This window comes from Sinomonas sp. RB5 (assembly GCF_054063535.1).
In genome coordinates this window covers 68,020-82,504 of record NZ_JBSSGJ010000005.1, presented here as the reverse complement: position 1 = coordinate 82,504, position 14,485 = coordinate 68,020, and the positions used below count along the sequence as shown (strand labels likewise).

Annotated in this window: 13 protein-coding genes; 3 read left to right on the top strand and 10 right to left on the bottom strand. The window is 71.3% G+C overall.

The features are described from left to right. Positions 1 to 54 precede the first annotated feature (54 nt). The 3 genes from ACVWWH_RS07840 to ACVWWH_RS07830 all read left to right on the top strand — a co-directional run bounded on the left by ACVWWH_RS07840 (position 55) and on the right by ACVWWH_RS07830 (position 2,211). Positions 55 to 519: an NfeD family protein gene (locus tag ACVWWH_RS07840; RefSeq protein ID WP_457316174.1), complete on the top strand. Its 465-nt coding sequence runs from the start codon at positions 55 to 57 to the stop codon at positions 517 to 519. 29 nt (positions 520 to 548) lie between these two features. After that, on the top strand, positions 549 to 1,733 hold the full coding sequence (locus tag ACVWWH_RS07835) for an SPFH domain-containing protein (RefSeq protein WP_457316173.1): 1,185 nt from the start codon (positions 549 to 551) through the stop codon (positions 1,731 to 1,733). Positions 1,734 to 1,875: 142 nt separating this feature from the next. Continuing rightward, entirely contained in the window at positions 1,876 to 2,211 is a 336-nt protein-coding gene (locus ACVWWH_RS07830; RefSeq protein ID WP_066497761.1) for an RNA polymerase-binding protein RbpA, read from the top strand. 107 nt (positions 2,212 to 2,318) lie between these two features. On the opposite strand, the gene ACVWWH_RS07825 is transcribed toward ACVWWH_RS07830, so the two are convergent. The 10 genes from ACVWWH_RS07825 to pafA form a co-directional block, all read right to left on the bottom strand. Next, a complete protein-coding gene (locus tag ACVWWH_RS07825; protein WP_066497760.1) occupies positions 2,319 to 3,056 on the bottom strand; it encodes a polyprenol monophosphomannose synthase in 738 nt (245 codons plus the stop codon). Positions 3,057 to 3,404: 348 nt separating this feature from the next. Further along, positions 3,405 to 5,048, bottom strand: a complete 1,644-nt coding sequence (locus ACVWWH_RS07820) for an amidohydrolase (protein WP_457316172.1) — start codon at positions 5,046 to 5,048, stop codon at positions 3,405 to 3,407. A gap of 49 nt (positions 5,049 to 5,097) precedes the next feature. Next, complete coding sequence (locus ACVWWH_RS07815; protein ID WP_457316171.1) at positions 5,098 to 8,061, bottom strand: DEAD/DEAH box helicase; 2,964 nt, start codon at positions 8,059 to 8,061, stop codon at positions 5,098 to 5,100. A gap of 27 nt (positions 8,062 to 8,088) precedes the next feature. After that, positions 8,089 to 8,883 carry a twin-arginine translocase subunit TatC gene (gene tatC, locus ACVWWH_RS07810; protein WP_066497755.1) on the bottom strand — a complete coding sequence of 265 codons (795 nt, stop codon included), beginning with the start codon at positions 8,881 to 8,883 and terminating at the stop codon, positions 8,089 to 8,091. A gap of 43 nt (positions 8,884 to 8,926) precedes the next feature. Continuing rightward, positions 8,927 to 9,208 carry a Sec-independent protein translocase subunit TatA gene (tatA, locus tag ACVWWH_RS07805; protein WP_066497754.1) on the bottom strand — a complete coding sequence of 94 codons (282 nt, stop codon included), beginning with the start codon at positions 9,206 to 9,208 and terminating at the stop codon, positions 8,927 to 8,929. Between the two features lie 25 nt (positions 9,209 to 9,233). Next, complete coding sequence (locus tag ACVWWH_RS07800) at positions 9,234 to 9,587, bottom strand: hypothetical protein (protein ID WP_457316170.1); 354 nt, start codon at positions 9,585 to 9,587, stop codon at positions 9,234 to 9,236. A gap of 10 nt (positions 9,588 to 9,597) precedes the next feature. Continuing rightward, the gene (locus ACVWWH_RS07795) at positions 9,598 to 11,589 is read right to left on the bottom strand and encodes a helix-turn-helix transcriptional regulator (RefSeq protein ID WP_457316169.1); all 1,992 of its coding nucleotides are present in this window, start codon (positions 11,587 to 11,589) and stop codon (positions 9,598 to 9,600) included. Positions 11,590 to 11,670: 81 nt separating this feature from the next. After that, positions 11,671 to 12,066 (bottom strand): FKBP-type peptidyl-prolyl cis-trans isomerase, encoded by a 396-nt coding sequence (locus tag ACVWWH_RS07790; RefSeq protein ID WP_457316168.1) that lies wholly within the window; start codon positions 12,064 to 12,066, stop codon positions 11,671 to 11,673. A gap of 27 nt (positions 12,067 to 12,093) precedes the next feature. Beyond that, entirely contained in the window at positions 12,094 to 13,026 is a 933-nt protein-coding gene (locus tag ACVWWH_RS07785) for an FKBP-type peptidyl-prolyl cis-trans isomerase (protein WP_066497751.1), read from the bottom strand. A 79-nt stretch (positions 13,027 to 13,105) separates the two neighbouring features. Beyond that, positions 13,106 to 14,482, bottom strand: a complete 1,377-nt coding sequence (gene pafA / locus ACVWWH_RS07780; RefSeq protein ID WP_066497750.1) for a Pup--protein ligase — start codon at positions 14,480 to 14,482, stop codon at positions 13,106 to 13,108. Between the last annotated feature and the right edge of the window lie 3 nt (positions 14,483 to 14,485).

The window sequence follows — 14,485 nt, the reverse complement described above, 5'->3', positions numbered from 1 at the left end:
GGGCCGTGGGCTGGGCTAGTGTGGGAGCACAGGGGCGTGCGTGAGGAGGGGCGGATGGACTGGTTCGACCACAACGCCTGGATGGTGTGGCTCGTGCTCGCGCTCGTGCTGGGGGGCATCGAGATGCTCAGCCTGAGCCTCGTGTTCGTCATGCTGTCCGGCGGCGCGCTCGCGGCGCTCGTCACGGCGCTGCTCGGCGGGCCGGCGTGGCTCCAGGGCCTGGTCTTCGCGGCCGTGTCCGTGGCGATGATCGCCTTTGTCCGTCCCGTCGCCGTCAGGCACATGCGCCCCGCCGTCGAGGACGTCCGCACCAACATCGACCGTCTGGTCGGGTCTCCGGCCACCGTCGTCGAGCCCGTGGACTCCGCCCGCGGGCTGGTCAAGATCGGCGGCGACGTCTGGACCGCCCGCGCGGAGCGCGGCGAGTTCCTCCCGGGCGACGTCGTCAAGGTCGTCGCGATCGACGGCGCCACCGCCGTCGTGGCCCCCAGCGGTAGGACATCGCCCTACCGAAGCTAGGCACACCACTACCAGTGAAGGGGGAAACCATGGACGCCGGAAGCATCCTTCTGCTCGTGGTCGTCATCGTCGTCATCCTGTTCGTGGGCACGGCGCTCGGCCGTTCCGTGCGGATCATCCCGCAGGCGCGGGCCGGCGTCGTCGAACGGCTGGGGAAGTACCAGCGCACGCTCAATCCCGGTCTGACGCTGCTCATCCCGTTCGTCGACAGGCTGCTGCCGCTGCTCGACCTGCGCGAGCAGGTCGTGTCCTTTCCCCCGCAGCCCGTCATCACCTCCGACAACCTCGTCGTCTCGATCGACACGGTGGTCTACTTCCAGGTGACCGACCCGCGCGCGGCTACCTATGAGATTGCCAACTACATCCAGGCGGTCGAGCAGCTCACCATCACGACGCTGCGCAACGTCGTCGGCGGCCTGAACCTCGAGGAGGCGCTCACCTCCCGGGACCAGATCAACGGGCAGCTGCGCGGAGTGCTCGACGAGGCCACCGGCCGTTGGGGCCTGCGGGTCTCGCGGGTCGAGCTCAAGGCCATCGAGCCGCCGCACTCGATCCAGGACTCGATGGAGAAGCAGATGCGCGCCGAACGGGACCGGCGTGCGCTGATCCTCACGGCCGAGGGCACGAAGCAGTCCGCGATCCTGACCGCCGAGGGTGAGCGCCAGGCGCAGATCCTCAAGGCTGAGGGCCAGGCGAAGGCCGCGGTGCTCCGGGCCGACGGCGAGTCCCAGGCCATCCAGAAGGTCTTCGAGGCCATCCATCGCGGCGACCCGGATCCGAAGCTCCTCGCATACCAGTACCTCCAGACGCTGCCCAAGATCGCCGAGGGAACGTCGAACAAGCTGTGGATCATCCCGAGCGAGATCGGCGAGGCCCTCAAGGGCGTCGGCGGTGCGATCGGGAACCTCGGCCAGGGCGTTCGGGGCGGGGCTCCCGCAGACCAGGCCCTTCAGGACGTGACGCACCCGGCACCCGGGGCCGAGGCCGAGCGGGACAGCCTTGAGGCGGATGCACGGGCCTTCGAGGAAGAGGCGGCGCGGCGCTCCGAGCTCGACACCGAGGCGGAACGGATCCTCCAGCACCATGCGGGAGTCACCGACTTGGGCGGTCCGGCCGCGGGCATCCCCGATCTGGAGGTTCCGGGCCTGGAGATTCCCGATGTCCCCGGTCAGTCCGCGGACGAGGATCCAGCGTCGGGCCAGGGGCGGCCCTGACGGGCGACGCGGCGCACGCCTATAATGGAAGGTCGGTTGACCGGATATCGGCGACCGGGCTGCGGGAACACCGCGCTCGCCACATGCGTTGGCATGGTGATCGGGTCGGTGCGCACGCCCGGCACAACGTGAGGGAGTATAGATGAGCGACCGCAGCCTGCGCGGCATGCGCCTGGGTGCACAGTCCATGGAGACCGAGGCCGGCGTCGAGCCGGCACCCCGCCAGCGGGTCGAGTACCGGACCGAGGACGGCGAACAGGTCTTTGTCATGTTCTCCTCCGAGGCGGAGATCCCCCCGGTCTGGACCTCCAAGACCGGCAAGGAGGCGTTCCTGGTCGACGGAGAGCGCCCCACCGACACCAACGAGAAGGCGGTCCGGACGCACTGGGACATGCTCCTCGAGCGCCGCTCGATTCCCGAGCTCGAGCAGATCCTGGCAGACCGCCTCGAGCTCCTGCGGAGCAAGCGCGGCGCCTGACGCCAGTCCGCCACGGGGCCGCACCCCGATCGGCACATGCGCCTGTGTAAGAGGGCGGGAACCGTTCCAGGTTCCCGCCCTCTCCTGTGTCTGCGGCGCAGCCGCGCCTAGCGCTGCCTGCCGCGGCGGGTGAGCTGGGACCACCGCTCCTTCAGGCCCCACCGCGTGACGTTGACCATGGCCTCCAGGACGATGTTCCCGCTCATCTTGGAGCTGCCGAGCTCGCGCTCCACGAAGGTCACGGGAACCTCGACGACAGAGAGGCCCATCTTGGCCACGCGCCAGGCGAGGTCGACCTGGAAGCCGTAGCCCTTCGACTCGATGGAGTCGAAGTCGAGCTTCTCGAGGGTGGTGCGCCGGAACGCCCGGTAGCCAGCGGTGATGTCGCGCAGCCCGAGCCCGAGCATGAGGCGGGCGTAGGTGCTGCCGGTGCGGGAGATGAGCTGGCGGTAGAAGGGCCAGTTCACCACCGATCCGCCGTGGACCCAGCGGGAACCGATCACGAGGTCGGCGCCGTCCTCCACGGCTGAGAGGAGCGCCGGCAGCTGCTCCGGCTGGTGGGAGCCGTCGGCGTCCATCTCCACCACGACGTCGTAGTCCCGCTCGAGGGCCCAGCGGAAGCCGGCAATGTAGGCTGCGCCGAGGCCTTCCTTGCCGCGGCGGTGCATGACGTGGACCTGCGGGTCCTCCGCGGCGATCCGGTCCGCGAGGGCGCCGGTGCCATCGGGGCTGTTGTCGTCCGCGACGAGGACGTCCGACGCCGGAACAGCCGCCCGCAGCCGGCCCAAGGTCTTGGGCAGCGAATCGAGCTCGTTGTACGTCGGAATGATCGTCAGGATGCGCACGAAGTGGGCCTTTCGGGGCGGGGTCGTCGAGCGCCTCGAAGGCGCAAGAGCCCATTATAGCCAGCCGACCCGGGCCACCCGGGGAACAGACAGGCCCGTGCGTCTTCGGGCCAGTCGCGCGGGGCCGGCAGCTGGTCGGTCCCCCGGACTGTTTTCTACGGACGCACGGGCCTGTCGTGACGCCTAATCCCCCGAATGCTCGGTGAACCGGGCCCTACCGGGCAGTTCACACCCGTTGCCCTCGATCCTACGGGGTCAGACTCAGGTGTCAACCGTCCATTCATCTGCGGTTTGCCGTGTTGCCCACGACGGCCGGGGGCGTGCCCGCGCGACCGGTCCTCCGGGCCCTCACGAGCCAGGGTGCCCGGAGGGGAAGTCACCGCTGCGGAACAGCTCGCGCCCCTCGTGCACGGTGAGGAGGCATTCGGGCAGCCGCTCGGTGTCCAGCGCGGGGAGGAGCGGCGTGCGGGCCCGGGGATCGGTGCTCCACGCCTGCACGCGCTCGTCCGCGACCTGCACCATCAGCTCGTCGGCGCTCCACACCGCGAAGCTCGCCGGGGCGCCCGGAGCGAGCTGGCCCATGAGCGGGTTGGGGTGTCTCGCTGCCCTCCACCCGGAGCGCGTGTGCCCGAGGAAGGCCGCGCGGGCGGAGATCCGCTGGGAGGGGTCCGAGTGCCTCAGGCACGCACGCACGCTCTCCCACGGGGACAGCGCGCAGACCGGCGAGTCGGACCCGAAGGCGAGGGGCACGCCGGCGGAGTAGAAGCGGATGAACGGGTTCATCCCCGCCCGGCGGCTGCCGAGGCGCTGCTCGTAGAGCCCTCCGGGATGGCCCCAGGCCGCGTCGAAGAGGGGCTGGGCGCTCACGGTGACGGCGTACTCGGCGAGGGCCGCAGCCTCTGCGTCACCGGCCATCTCGACGTGCTCGAGCCGGTGTCCGGCGGCGCGCACGGCGTGCTGGCCGACCCGGTCGGACGCGATGCGGAGGCCTTCGAGCGCGAGCTGCAGCCCGGCGTCGCCGATCACGTGGAAGCCGCCCTGGGCGCCGATCTCCGACAGCGCCGCGAGGTGGGCGCCGATCTCATCGGCGGACAGGAACGCCGTGCCGCGGTGGCCCGGGGCGTCGTCGTAGTCGGCGCTCAGGAGGGCGGTCCGGCTGCCGATCGAGCCGTCGATGTTCAGATCGCCCGCGAGCCCGCGCACCGGTACCCCGAGCCCGTCGAGGACCTCGCGGGCCTCGTCCGCCGAGGAGACGGCCTGGCCCCAGTAGGCCATCACCTCCGGTTCCGTGGAGGCCTCCCGGCCGAGGAGCAGCCGCAGGTCCTCGAGGCCGCCGAGCTGGGGCGCGGCCTGTTCCACGAGCGCGACGTAGCCCCGGGACGCGGCGTGGCGCAGCGCCAGGCCGTGCAGGCGTTCCAACTCCCCGGCGCTGGCCGGGCGCGTCTGCGCGCGGGCCGCGTGCAGCGCCTCGCCGACCACGAGCGCCGAGTCCTCCCCGTGCCCGACGGGGGTGCCCGCACTGCGTGCGAGGTCCGCGGAGACGAGTGCGGAGTGGACGTCCACCCGGGTGAGGAACATCCGCCGCCCACCGGCGGCGCGCGCGAGCTGCCCTGCGCCCGGCAGTGCGGGATCGGCCCACCGCGATTCGTCCCACCCGTGGCCTCGCAGCACGGCATCGTCGGGAAGTCCCTCCGCTGCCCGCGCCACGGCGTCGAGCAGGTCCGCCGCCGACGCCGCAGCGGACAGGTCCAGCGAGGAGAGCGCGAGGCCGGTGTCGGTGACGTGCACGTGCGAGTCCACGAAGCCGGGCGCCACGAGCGCGCCGTCGAGGTCCACCACCGTCATCCGGTCGTCGGCGAGCGAGGCCGCCGCCTGCTCGGAGCCGACCCAGGCGACCGTCCCGCCGTCCACCAGCATCGCCGAGGCGAAGGGGTCGGCGGCAGAGTAGACCGAGCCGTTGCGGTAGAGGGTGAGCGCGCGCTCCTCGGGCATGGATGGATCCCCTTGCATCGTTCGCGGTGTCGTTGGCCGTGAAGGCGGTCTAGTCGGAAAGGCTCGAGTACGCGACCACGCCGCGGCGCAGGAGGCCGATCGCCTCGTGGCACAGCCGCGAGAGCCGCCGGTCGATCGCCGGCACGTCGGCGAGCTGGTCGAGCAGGTCGATCACCTGGCGGACCCAGCGCACGAAGTCTCCGGCCGCCAGCTCGGTGCCGGAGAGGACGTTCTGCAGCTCACGGCCGCGGGCCCACTTGTAGATGGGCCAGACGAGGCCGAAGTCCGGCTCGGAGGTGCGCGGCAGCCGGTGCTGCTCCTCGGCGTCCTCGAGCTGGGACCACTCGCGCAGCACGACGTCCACGGCGACGTCCAGGGAAATGCTGGGCATCTTGGGCGTGAGGCCCCGCTCCTCGCGCTTGGCCTGGTACACGAGGACGCTCACGAGCGCGGCGAGCTCGGCGGCGTCCACGTCGTCGAAGGCGCCCTCGCGCAGCGCGAGCGCAGTGAGCATGTCCTTGTCGCCGTAGATGCGGCGCAGCTGCTGCCCGAAGGCGGTCACCTCGGGTCCCGCGGCGCCCTGGGCCAGCGCCCCGTAGGACTCGAGGACCTCGCACACCCGGTCGAAGGTCTTCGCGATCGTGTTGGTGCGGCCCTGGATCTGTTCGACGAGGCGGTCCGTCTCGCGGCGGAGCTTGATCCAGCGCTCGGCCCACCGCGCATGGTCCTCGCGCTCGGCGCAGCCGTGGCACGGATGTGTGCGGAGCTGGCGGCGCAGGTCGGTGATGCGCCGCTCGGTGTCCTGGTAGCCGCCGGCGAAGGCGAAATCCCTGCGCGACCGGCGCCCCTGGCGGCCCGCATCGGGACCTTCCAGGCGTGCCCGCTCGGTCGCGTGCCGCAGCGAGGCGGCGAGGTCGCGTCGGTCCTTGGGCCTCTTCGCGTCGAAGTGCTTCGGGATCCGGATCCGTGCGATCGGCTCAAGGGGGCCGTCGACGTCGTGCAGGCCGATGCGGCGGATGTTCCGGTCGAAGGTGAGGACCTGCGGCCTCGGCTCCCGGCCGTTCGGATCCGACATGAGCACCACGGCGCTTCCGGCGAGCCGTCCCTGCCCGATCTCGACGACGTCCCCCGGCGCCAGGCGTGCGAGCGAGTCCACCGTCATGGACCGCCGGGCGCGCCCCGCCTGCCGGGAGGCCGCCTTCTCGGCCTCCGAGAGCTCGTGCCGGAGCCTGGAGTACTCGGTGAAGTCCCCCAGGTGGCAGGTCATGGCCTTCTCGTAGCCCGCGAGCGACTCCTCGCGGCTGCGCACCTGCCGGGCGAGCCCGACCACCGAGCGGTCCGCCTGGAACTGGGCGAAGGAGCTCTCGAGGATCTCGCGCGCCCGCTCCCGGCCGAACTGGGCCACGAGGTTGATGCTCATGTTGTAGGTGGGGCGGAAGCTCGAGTTCAGCGGGTACGTGCGGCGCGAGGCGAGGCCCGCCAGGGCGGAGGGATCGAGTCCGGGGCGCCACTGCACCACTGCGTGTCCCTCGACGTCGATCCCGCGCCGGCCGGCCCGGCCGGTGAGCTGGGTGTACTCCCCCGCGGTGATGTCGACGTGGGCCTCGCCGTTGAACTTCTCGAGCTTCTCGATGAGCACGCTCTTGGCGGGCATGTTGATGCCGAGCGCGAGGGTCTCGGTCGCGAACACGACCTTCACGAGCCCTGCGGCGAACAGCTTCTCGACCGTCTCCTTGAAGGTCGGCAGGAGGCCGGCGTGGTGGGCGGCCAGACCGCGCTGGAGGCCCTCGCGCCACGCCCAGAAGCCCAGCACCGCCAGGTCGGCCGGCGGGATGTCGACGGCCGCAGCCTCGACGGCCGCAGTGATCTCGGCCTTCTCGGCAGGGGTCGTGAGGTCGAGGCCCGCATCGAGGCACTGCTGCACGGCGGCGTCGCACCCGGCCCTCGAGAAGATGAAGTCGATCGCTGGCAGCAGGCCGCGGCGCTCGAGCGCCTGGACCATCTGGGGGCGGCTGGCCCGCGTGCCGGGCAGGGGCGGTGCGTCGCCCGGACGGCCGGTCCGGGGGGACTGCTTCTCGCCCCGCTGGCGCTCCTCGCGCCGCCGTGCCCGGCCGCCGTGGCCGAACCGGCCGCGGTAGAGCTGCTGCGACTCGCGCCGGCCCAGCTCGACCAGCTCCGGGTTGACCGCGGTGAGTTCCGAGACGCTCGCCTCCGCGTGCGGCACCGCGGCGCGTTCGGACGACGCCGGTTCGGTCGCCTCGCGCTCGCCCCCGGCGTCGCGGTCGTGGACGTCGGCCAGGGCCTCGAACGACTGCCGGGTCGCGAACAGGTCCACGAGCTGGCGCCCGACGAGGACGTGCTGCCAGAGAGGAACGGGGCGGTGCTCGGAGACCACGATCTCCGTCTCGCCGCGGACGGTGTCGAGCCACGCGCCGAACTCCTCGGCGTTGGAGACGGTGGCGCTGAGGGAGACGACCCGGACATCGCGCGGAAGGTGGATGATGACCTCTTCCCACACTGCCCCGCGGAAGCGGTCAGCGAGGTAGTGGACCTCGTCCATCACCACGTAGCCGAGCCCCGCCAGCGTGTCGGAGTCCGCGTAGAGCATGTTCCGCAGGACCTCGGTGGTCATGACGACGACCGGCGCCTCGCCGTTGATGGTCGTGTCCCCGGTGAGGAGGCCGACCCGGCCCACCCCGTGGATGGCGCACAGCTCCGCGTACTTCTGGTTCGACAGCGCCTTGATGGGCGTCGTGTAGAACGCCTTCAGGCCCTGCCTGAGGGCCAAGTGGATCGCGAACTCGCCGACGATGGTCTTGCCGGCGCCGGTCGGCGCCGCGACGAGGACGCCGTGCCCCGCCTCGAGCGCGCGGCATGCCTCGACCTGGAAGGGATCGAGCGGGAAGGCCACCGTCGCGGCGAACGCTCCCAGTTCGGTCTTGGCCAACGCCCGCCGCCTCGCGTCCGCGGCGTAGCGTTCGGCCGGTGACATGCTCTCGGCGGGGGTGGACATGGGTCCAGCCTAGTCCCCGCCGGGACGTCAGAGGTTCTCCAGGTCCGCCCTGGACGTGGGGGTGTCCGCGATGGCGTCGGTCTCCGCCGCCACCTTCTCGAGGCGCCGGGCCCGGCGCCGGTCGTTGGCCATGCAGACGCCGATCGCCGCGAAGAAGAGCGCCAGAAGCGGGATCGCGAGCATGAACATCGAGATCGCGTCCGCGCCCGGGGCGGCCACGGCCGCGAGGACGAACACGAGGAACACGGTGATGCGCCAGGCCTTGAGGATGGTCCTGCCCGGCAGGATCCCGGCCATGTTGACCCCGACCAGGATGACCGGGACGAGGAACGCCACCCCGAGGAAGAGGAGCATGTGGGTGACGAAGTCGATGTACTCGCGACCGTCGATCATGTTGGAGAAGCCCGCGGGCGTGAACTGGGTCAGCGCGCGCACCACCTGCGGCACGACACTCCACCCGACCCAGACACCGGCGAGGAACAGCGGCACGGCCGCGACCATGAAGCCCAGCGTGTACTTGCGCTCCTTGGCCGTCAGGCCGGGCATGATGAACGCCCAGACCTGGTAGATCCAGATGGGGCTGGAGATGACCAGGCCGATCTGGATGGCCAGCTGGAGCTTGAAGTCGAACGGCGAGGCAATGGTGGAGAAGTTCACCGAGGACAGGCCACCAGTCTGGTGGGAGATGTTCTCGACGGGCTTCTCGAGTTCGCGGAGGATGGGGTCGTAGAGGAACCAGCCCGCGACGGCGCCGAGGGCAACCCCGATCGCCGCCTTGATCAGACGGTTCTTGAGCTCCCGGAGGTGCTCGAGGAGGGGCATGCGCCCCTCCGGGTTGGCCTTCCTCCCCTTCCCGGCGGCCACCTCAGGCGCGCGAGGAAGGACCGGCGTCCCCGTCGGCCCGGCCAGCGCCGTTCGGCGGGATGACCTTGCCCTCGACGGGCTGCTCGGCTGCGCTGGAGGACGACTGGCCGGACGCCGAGGTGTCCTTGCCGTCGTTCTTCATCTCCTTGACCTCGGAACGCAGGATGCGCATCGACTGCCCGAGGCTCCGCGCCATGCCCGGCAGCTTCGGCGCGGCGAACAGGAGCAGCGCCACGATGATGATGATGACGATGGGCCAAGGGCCATCGAAGAGTCGTCCCACGGGGAATCCTTTCGTTGCTACAAGTCTAGTTGAGGCCGAGGTCACTCAGGGACTGCATCTGGCCCCGCTCGCGCCGTCGGGCGACGCGCCGGTCGCGGCGCGCGAGGCGCCGCTGTTCGCGCCCCCGCTCGTACTCCTCGCGCATGCGCTCCGGGTCGGCGAACACGGCGCTGCCGGGAACACGCACGACGGCGGCCGGCCCGGCGTCGTCGGCCGTCTGGGCGGCGGGGGGCCTCGCCGTGACCCGCTCGAGGTCTTCGGCGGCGCCCCGCATGACGGCCATGCCCTTGCGGAACAGGTAGATCCCGCCCAGCAGTAGGCCGACGAGGGTGCAGGCCACCAGGGCCACCCACATGAGGATCCACGACCACCACGGCACGGGGTCCAGCCTATCGGGTCGGCGCGGCGGCCCCGTACAGGGCCAGGGCGCGGTCGAACCACGAACGGGCCGCCTCGACGGCCTCGGCGGGGCCCTCGAGGGCGGCGGCGCCCCCGAACTGGGCGAGGAAGGAGGGCAGCCACGCCAGGTCGAGGACGGTCAGGAGGACGCGGCGGCTCCCGTCCTCCAGGTCCCTGCCGTCGTGGGCGTCGAAGCTCGCCTCGGCCCAGCGCGCCTCGGGGGCGAGGCGCACCGTGACCTCGAGGTCGCTGGCGCGGCGCATGAACAGGGCCCCGTCGCCGGGCTCGAAGCCCTCGGGCAGCGGCTGCGGCTCGGCCGCCTCCACGGCTTCGATGCGGTCGATGCGGAAGACTCTGCGGTCCCCGGCACGGTGGCAGTAGCTGTTGACGTACCAGCGGTCGGCGTCGGAGAAGACCCCGAGCGGGTTGATGAGCCGCTCGGTGACCTCGTCCTTGGTCGGGTTGAGGTAGCGGAGCCGGAGCGTGCGGCCGGCGACGGCCGCCTCGGCGAGCACCGGGACGAGCTCTGCGTTGTGCTGGGGCTCGGACCTCAGGTCCACCTCGGGCAGGGCCCGTCCGCCCTCGACCGCCGCCGCTCCCACCCTGTCGGCCAGCCGCAGGATGGCCTCCGCCGACGCCGTGTCGGCGAGCGGCAGGAGGGCCTTGAGGCCCAGCTGGAGCGCGACCGCCTCGCCGGGGCTGAGCCGGCGCGGGCGGGAGAGCTCCTCGGCATTCGCGACCGTCACCACATCCTCGTCCACCGAGATCTCGATGTAGCTCTGGAAGCCGGCGGAGTCGATGGGACCGGCGTCCCGCAGGAGCTCGAGCTCCCGCAGCACGGCCTTCCTCGTCAGGCCGAACTCGTCGGCGATCTCCTGCACCGTCACCGGGCCCGAGAGGAGGAACGGCACGAGGTCCATGAGCCGTTCGAGGCGCTCCTGGCCGGTGGTCATCCGCCGGACCGGCTTCTGCCCGGGGGTCTCGGCAGCGCCCGCCGACCCGATGGCCTCGCGGGCTCCGCGCAGACGGCCGAGGACCTCGGCGACGAGGTCCTCGGGGCCGAGGACCTTCACGGCGTCGCCGAAGCCCGCGAGCCGCTCTGCGGCGACGGAGGCATCACGGAAGGCGTACTCGCCCGCGTCCCAGCCGGGCGGCCCGGCTCCGGCCGGCTCCCAGTGCCGCCGGAGGTCGAGCGCGCGGTCCTCGGCGACGAGGAGGCTCGCGCGCCGCTCGGCGAGGGCATCGAAGCCGTCGAGCGCCTCCCGCACGGCTCCTTCACCGGCAGGCTCGAAGCTGCCCGGCTCCCCCACGGCCAGGGTGCCGCGGATGCGGGAGAGCCGGAAGACGCGCAGGCCGCCGCGGTCCTCGTCGTTGCCGGCGAGGTACCACTGCCCGTAGCGCTGGCCGAGCCCCCACGGCTGGACCCGGCGCCGGCGGGTCTCGCCGGTGCTGGTCGCGTGGTAGTCGAAGGTGACCTCGGCGCCGCGTGCCGCCGCGTCGGTCAGGGCCACCCAATGGGTGTCGAGCCGCACCCGGGGCTGCACCTGGGACGGTGGGGTCTCGGGGAGGGCACCTGCGGCCTCGAGCCGGCGCAGCGCGCGCTGCGCGTCGGCGCCCGCCACCGCGTCGTCGCACGCGAGGGCTGCGAGGGCGAGCCACGTGGACTCCTCGGCGCTGAAGCGCTGGGGAGGCAGTCGGAAGCCCGCCGAGTCGATCCGGTACTTGGCGACCTCCTCGTCGCTCTCCATGCGCTCATAGCCGAGTTCCTCGATGATGACCGCGCCCATGGAGCGGAGATCGGCCTTGTCGCGCTCGAACTTGCGCAGGACAGCCTCGGTCTCGGAGTCGGCCTCGGCGCCGTCGCCGGCGGGGGCGGTGTGGCCGTAGACGTCGCGCAGGATCCTCTCACGGGAGATCCCCAGCTCGGTGTGGAGCAGGGCGATGAGGAGGTTCAGCAGGCGCGAGGTCTTGGCTTCAGACACAGTGAAGAGCCTAGACCGAAACGGGCGGCGACCAGCCGAGGCTGGTCGCCGCCCGCAGTGCGCGTGCCGAAGGCGGTCCGGTCAGCGGACTCCCACGAGGTCCACGACGAAGATGAGGGCCTCGTTCGGCTTGATGGCCCCTCCGGCGCCGCGGGAACCGTAGGCGAGGTCGGAGGGGATCTCGAGCCGGCGGCGGCCGCCGACCTTCATGCCGATGAGGCCCTGGTCCCAGCCCTGGATGACCTGGCCGACGCCGACGCGGAAGTCGAGCGGCGTGCCGCGGTTCCACGAGGCGTCGAACTCCTCGCCGGTGGACCAGGCGACGCCGACGTAGTGCGTCGAGACGGTGTCGCCCGCGACGACCTCGCGGCCGTCGCCCTCGATGAGGTCGACGATCTTGAGCTCGGTCGGGATCTCACCCTCCGGGAACTCGATCTCGGGCTTGCTGCGGTCGTACTGGCGCTGTCCGAAGGACATGGTGCCTCCTGAGGTGGATGTGATGGGTTACTTGACGCCGAGGATGTCGACCACGAACACGAGGTCGCCCTTGGCCTGGCCCTGGCCCTGGTCCCCGTAGGCCTGCGCGGCGGGGATCACGAGGAGCACGCGCGAGCCGACCGTCTTGCCGGTGAGGCCCTTCGTCCAGCCGGGGATGACGCCCTGGAGGCTGAAGGTGGCGGGCTGGCCCTTGTCGTAGCTCGAATCGAACTTGGTGCCGTCGGAGAGGTTCACGCCGACGTAGTTCGCGACGATGGTGTCGCTGGCCTTGACCTTGTCGCCGTGGCCCACGATGAGGTCCTGGGCGACGACGTCCTTGGGCTTGTCCGCGCCCTTGACGTCGATCTGCGGGACGCCCTTGCCGTCCACCGAGACCTTGGGCAGCCCTGCGGGGAGGTTGGTCACCGGGTCGCCCTCGGGCTTGCTGAGCGGAGTGGGCGTGTCCTTCACCGAGAGGATCTTGATGACCAGGAGGGTCGAGGCCGCGCCCTCCGGGTTCTCACCGGCGGACTGGGCGGGGGTCGCGTAGGCGAGGTAGGAGCCGACCTTGGCTCCGACGAGGCCGTTGTACACGACCGAGCTGCCCTGCTTGAGCTGGTCGGAGAGCTCGACCTTCTCGGAGGTGCCCTTGCTGAAGGTGTCCTCGAGGACCGATCCGTCGCTGCCGTTGAGGGCGACATAGCCGATCTCGACGGTCTGCCCGGCCTTGGCTGCGGGGCCGTCGCCGGCCTGGACCATCTTGATCGTCTCGTCCTTGACCGCGAGCGGCTTCGGGAAGTCCACCTTCGGCGCCTTGTCGCCGGGGGTGACCTTGAGCTGGTCGAGGGCCGCGACCTGCCCGGCGTTGGAGGGCGTGGGGTCCGAGGAGGACGGGGCTGAGCTGCCGCAGCCGGCCACGAACAGGGCGAGCGGCAGCAGCAGGGCGATGAGACGGCGCACTGGTCAACTTCCTGTGGGGGATCCCGCCACAGGTCTGTGGCGGCGGACGGGCCGCGCGGGCCTCGACAAGACTACCCGGTCAGCCTGTGAAGGGCCTGAGGCTGTCGAGCAGTTCGTCCACCCGCGGGTCCTCGTTGGCGAAGGGGTCCTTGCACAGGATCGTGTGGTGGGCCCGGTCGTTGAGCTTGAGGTGCACCCAGTCCACGGTGTAGTCCACGCCTGCTGCCTGGGCCGCCTTCACGAAGCGGCCCCGCAGGCGCGCCCTCGTGCTCTGCGGCGGATTCGCCACCGCGTCGGCGATGGCCGCCTCGTCGACGACCCGGGCGGCGGCCCCCCGCCGCTGGAGGAGGTAGAACAGTCCTCGGTCGGGGCTGATGTCGTGGTAGGTCAGATCGATCTGGGCCACCCGCGCCGAGTCGAGGTCGACGTCGTGGCTGCTGCAGTAGCGGTCGATGAGCTTCTTCTTGATCGCCCAGTCGACCTCGGTGTCGATCGCCCGCGTGTCCTGCGACTCGACGGCCTCGAGGGTGCGCTGCCACAGGTCCAGGATGCGCTCCACATGGGGGGTGTGGGCGCCGTTGGCCGCGACGAAGTCCTGGGCCTTCTCGAGGTACATCTGCTGCAGCGCGAGCGCGCTCGACTGCTGGCCGTTCGCAAGCCGCACCGGGGCCTTGCCGGTGTGGTCATGGGAGATCTCCCGGATGCTCCGGATCGGGTTCTCCATCCGGGCGTCGCGCATGATCGTGCCGGCCTCGATCATCCGCAGCACCAGGTCCACGGTGCCGAGCTTCATCATGGTCGTCGTCTCGGACATCGTCGAGTCGCCGACGATCACGTGCAGGCGTCGGTAGTGCTCCGCATCCGCATGCGGCTCGTCCCTCGTGTTGATGATCGGCCGGGAGCGGGTCGTGGCGGAGGACAGGCCCTCCCAGATGTGGTCGGCGCGCTGGGAGAAGGCGTAGACGGGGCCCTGGGCGGTGCGCAGCACCTTCCCCGCGCCGCAGAGCAGCTGCCGGGTGACGAGGAACGGGATCAGGACCTCGGCCAGGCGGGAGAACTCGGTGCGACGGGGAATGAGGTAGTTCTCGTGGCTGCCGTACGAGTTGCCGGCCGTGTCGGTGTTGTTCTTGAAGAGGTAGACGCGGCCGTCGAACCCCTCCTCGGCGAGGCGGTGCTCGGCCTCCGCGATCAGGTCGACGAGGATCCGCTCCCCCGCCTTGTCGTGGGCGACCAGCTGGGCCACGTCGTCGCACTCCGCGGTCGCGTACTCGGGGTGCGAGCCGACGTCGAGGTACAGCCGCGAGCCGTTGCCCAGGAACACATTCGAGGATCGGCCCCAGCTGACGACCTTACGGAAGAGGTACCGGGCCACTTCCTCCGGCGCGAGGGGCCGGCCCTGGGGGCTCGAGTAGGCGATGCCGAACTCGGTCTCGACTCCGTAGATGCGCCGGTCCATCGC

Excerpts from the sequence above, each read along its gene's own strand:
- ACVWWH_RS07840 (WP_457316174.1), top strand. The coding sequence starts at position 55 with ATGGACTGGTTCGACCACAACGCCTGGATGGTGTGGCTCGTGCTCGCG.
- ACVWWH_RS07835 (WP_457316173.1), top strand. The coding sequence starts at position 549 with ATGGACGCCGGAAGCATCCTTCTGCTCGTGGTCGTCATCGTCGTCATC.
- ACVWWH_RS07830 (WP_066497761.1), top strand. The coding sequence starts at position 1,876 with ATGAGCGACCGCAGCCTGCGCGGCATGCGCCTGGGTGCACAGTCCATG.
- ACVWWH_RS07820 (WP_457316172.1), bottom strand. The coding sequence starts at position 5,048 with ATGCCCGAGGAGCGCGCGCTCACCCTCTACCGCAACGGCTCGGTCTAC.
- ACVWWH_RS07815 (WP_457316171.1), bottom strand. The coding sequence starts at position 8,061 with ATGTCCACCCCCGCCGAGAGCATGTCACCGGCCGAACGCTACGCCGCG.
- tatC (WP_066497755.1), bottom strand. The coding sequence starts at position 8,883 with ATGCCCCTCCTCGAGCACCTCCGGGAGCTCAAGAACCGTCTGATCAAG.
- ACVWWH_RS07790 (WP_457316168.1), bottom strand. The coding sequence starts at position 12,066 with ATGTCCTTCGGACAGCGCCAGTACGACCGCAGCAAGCCCGAGATCGAG.
- pafA (WP_066497750.1), bottom strand. The coding sequence starts at position 14,482 with ATGGACCGGCGCATCTACGGAGTCGAGACCGAGTTCGGCATCGCCTAC.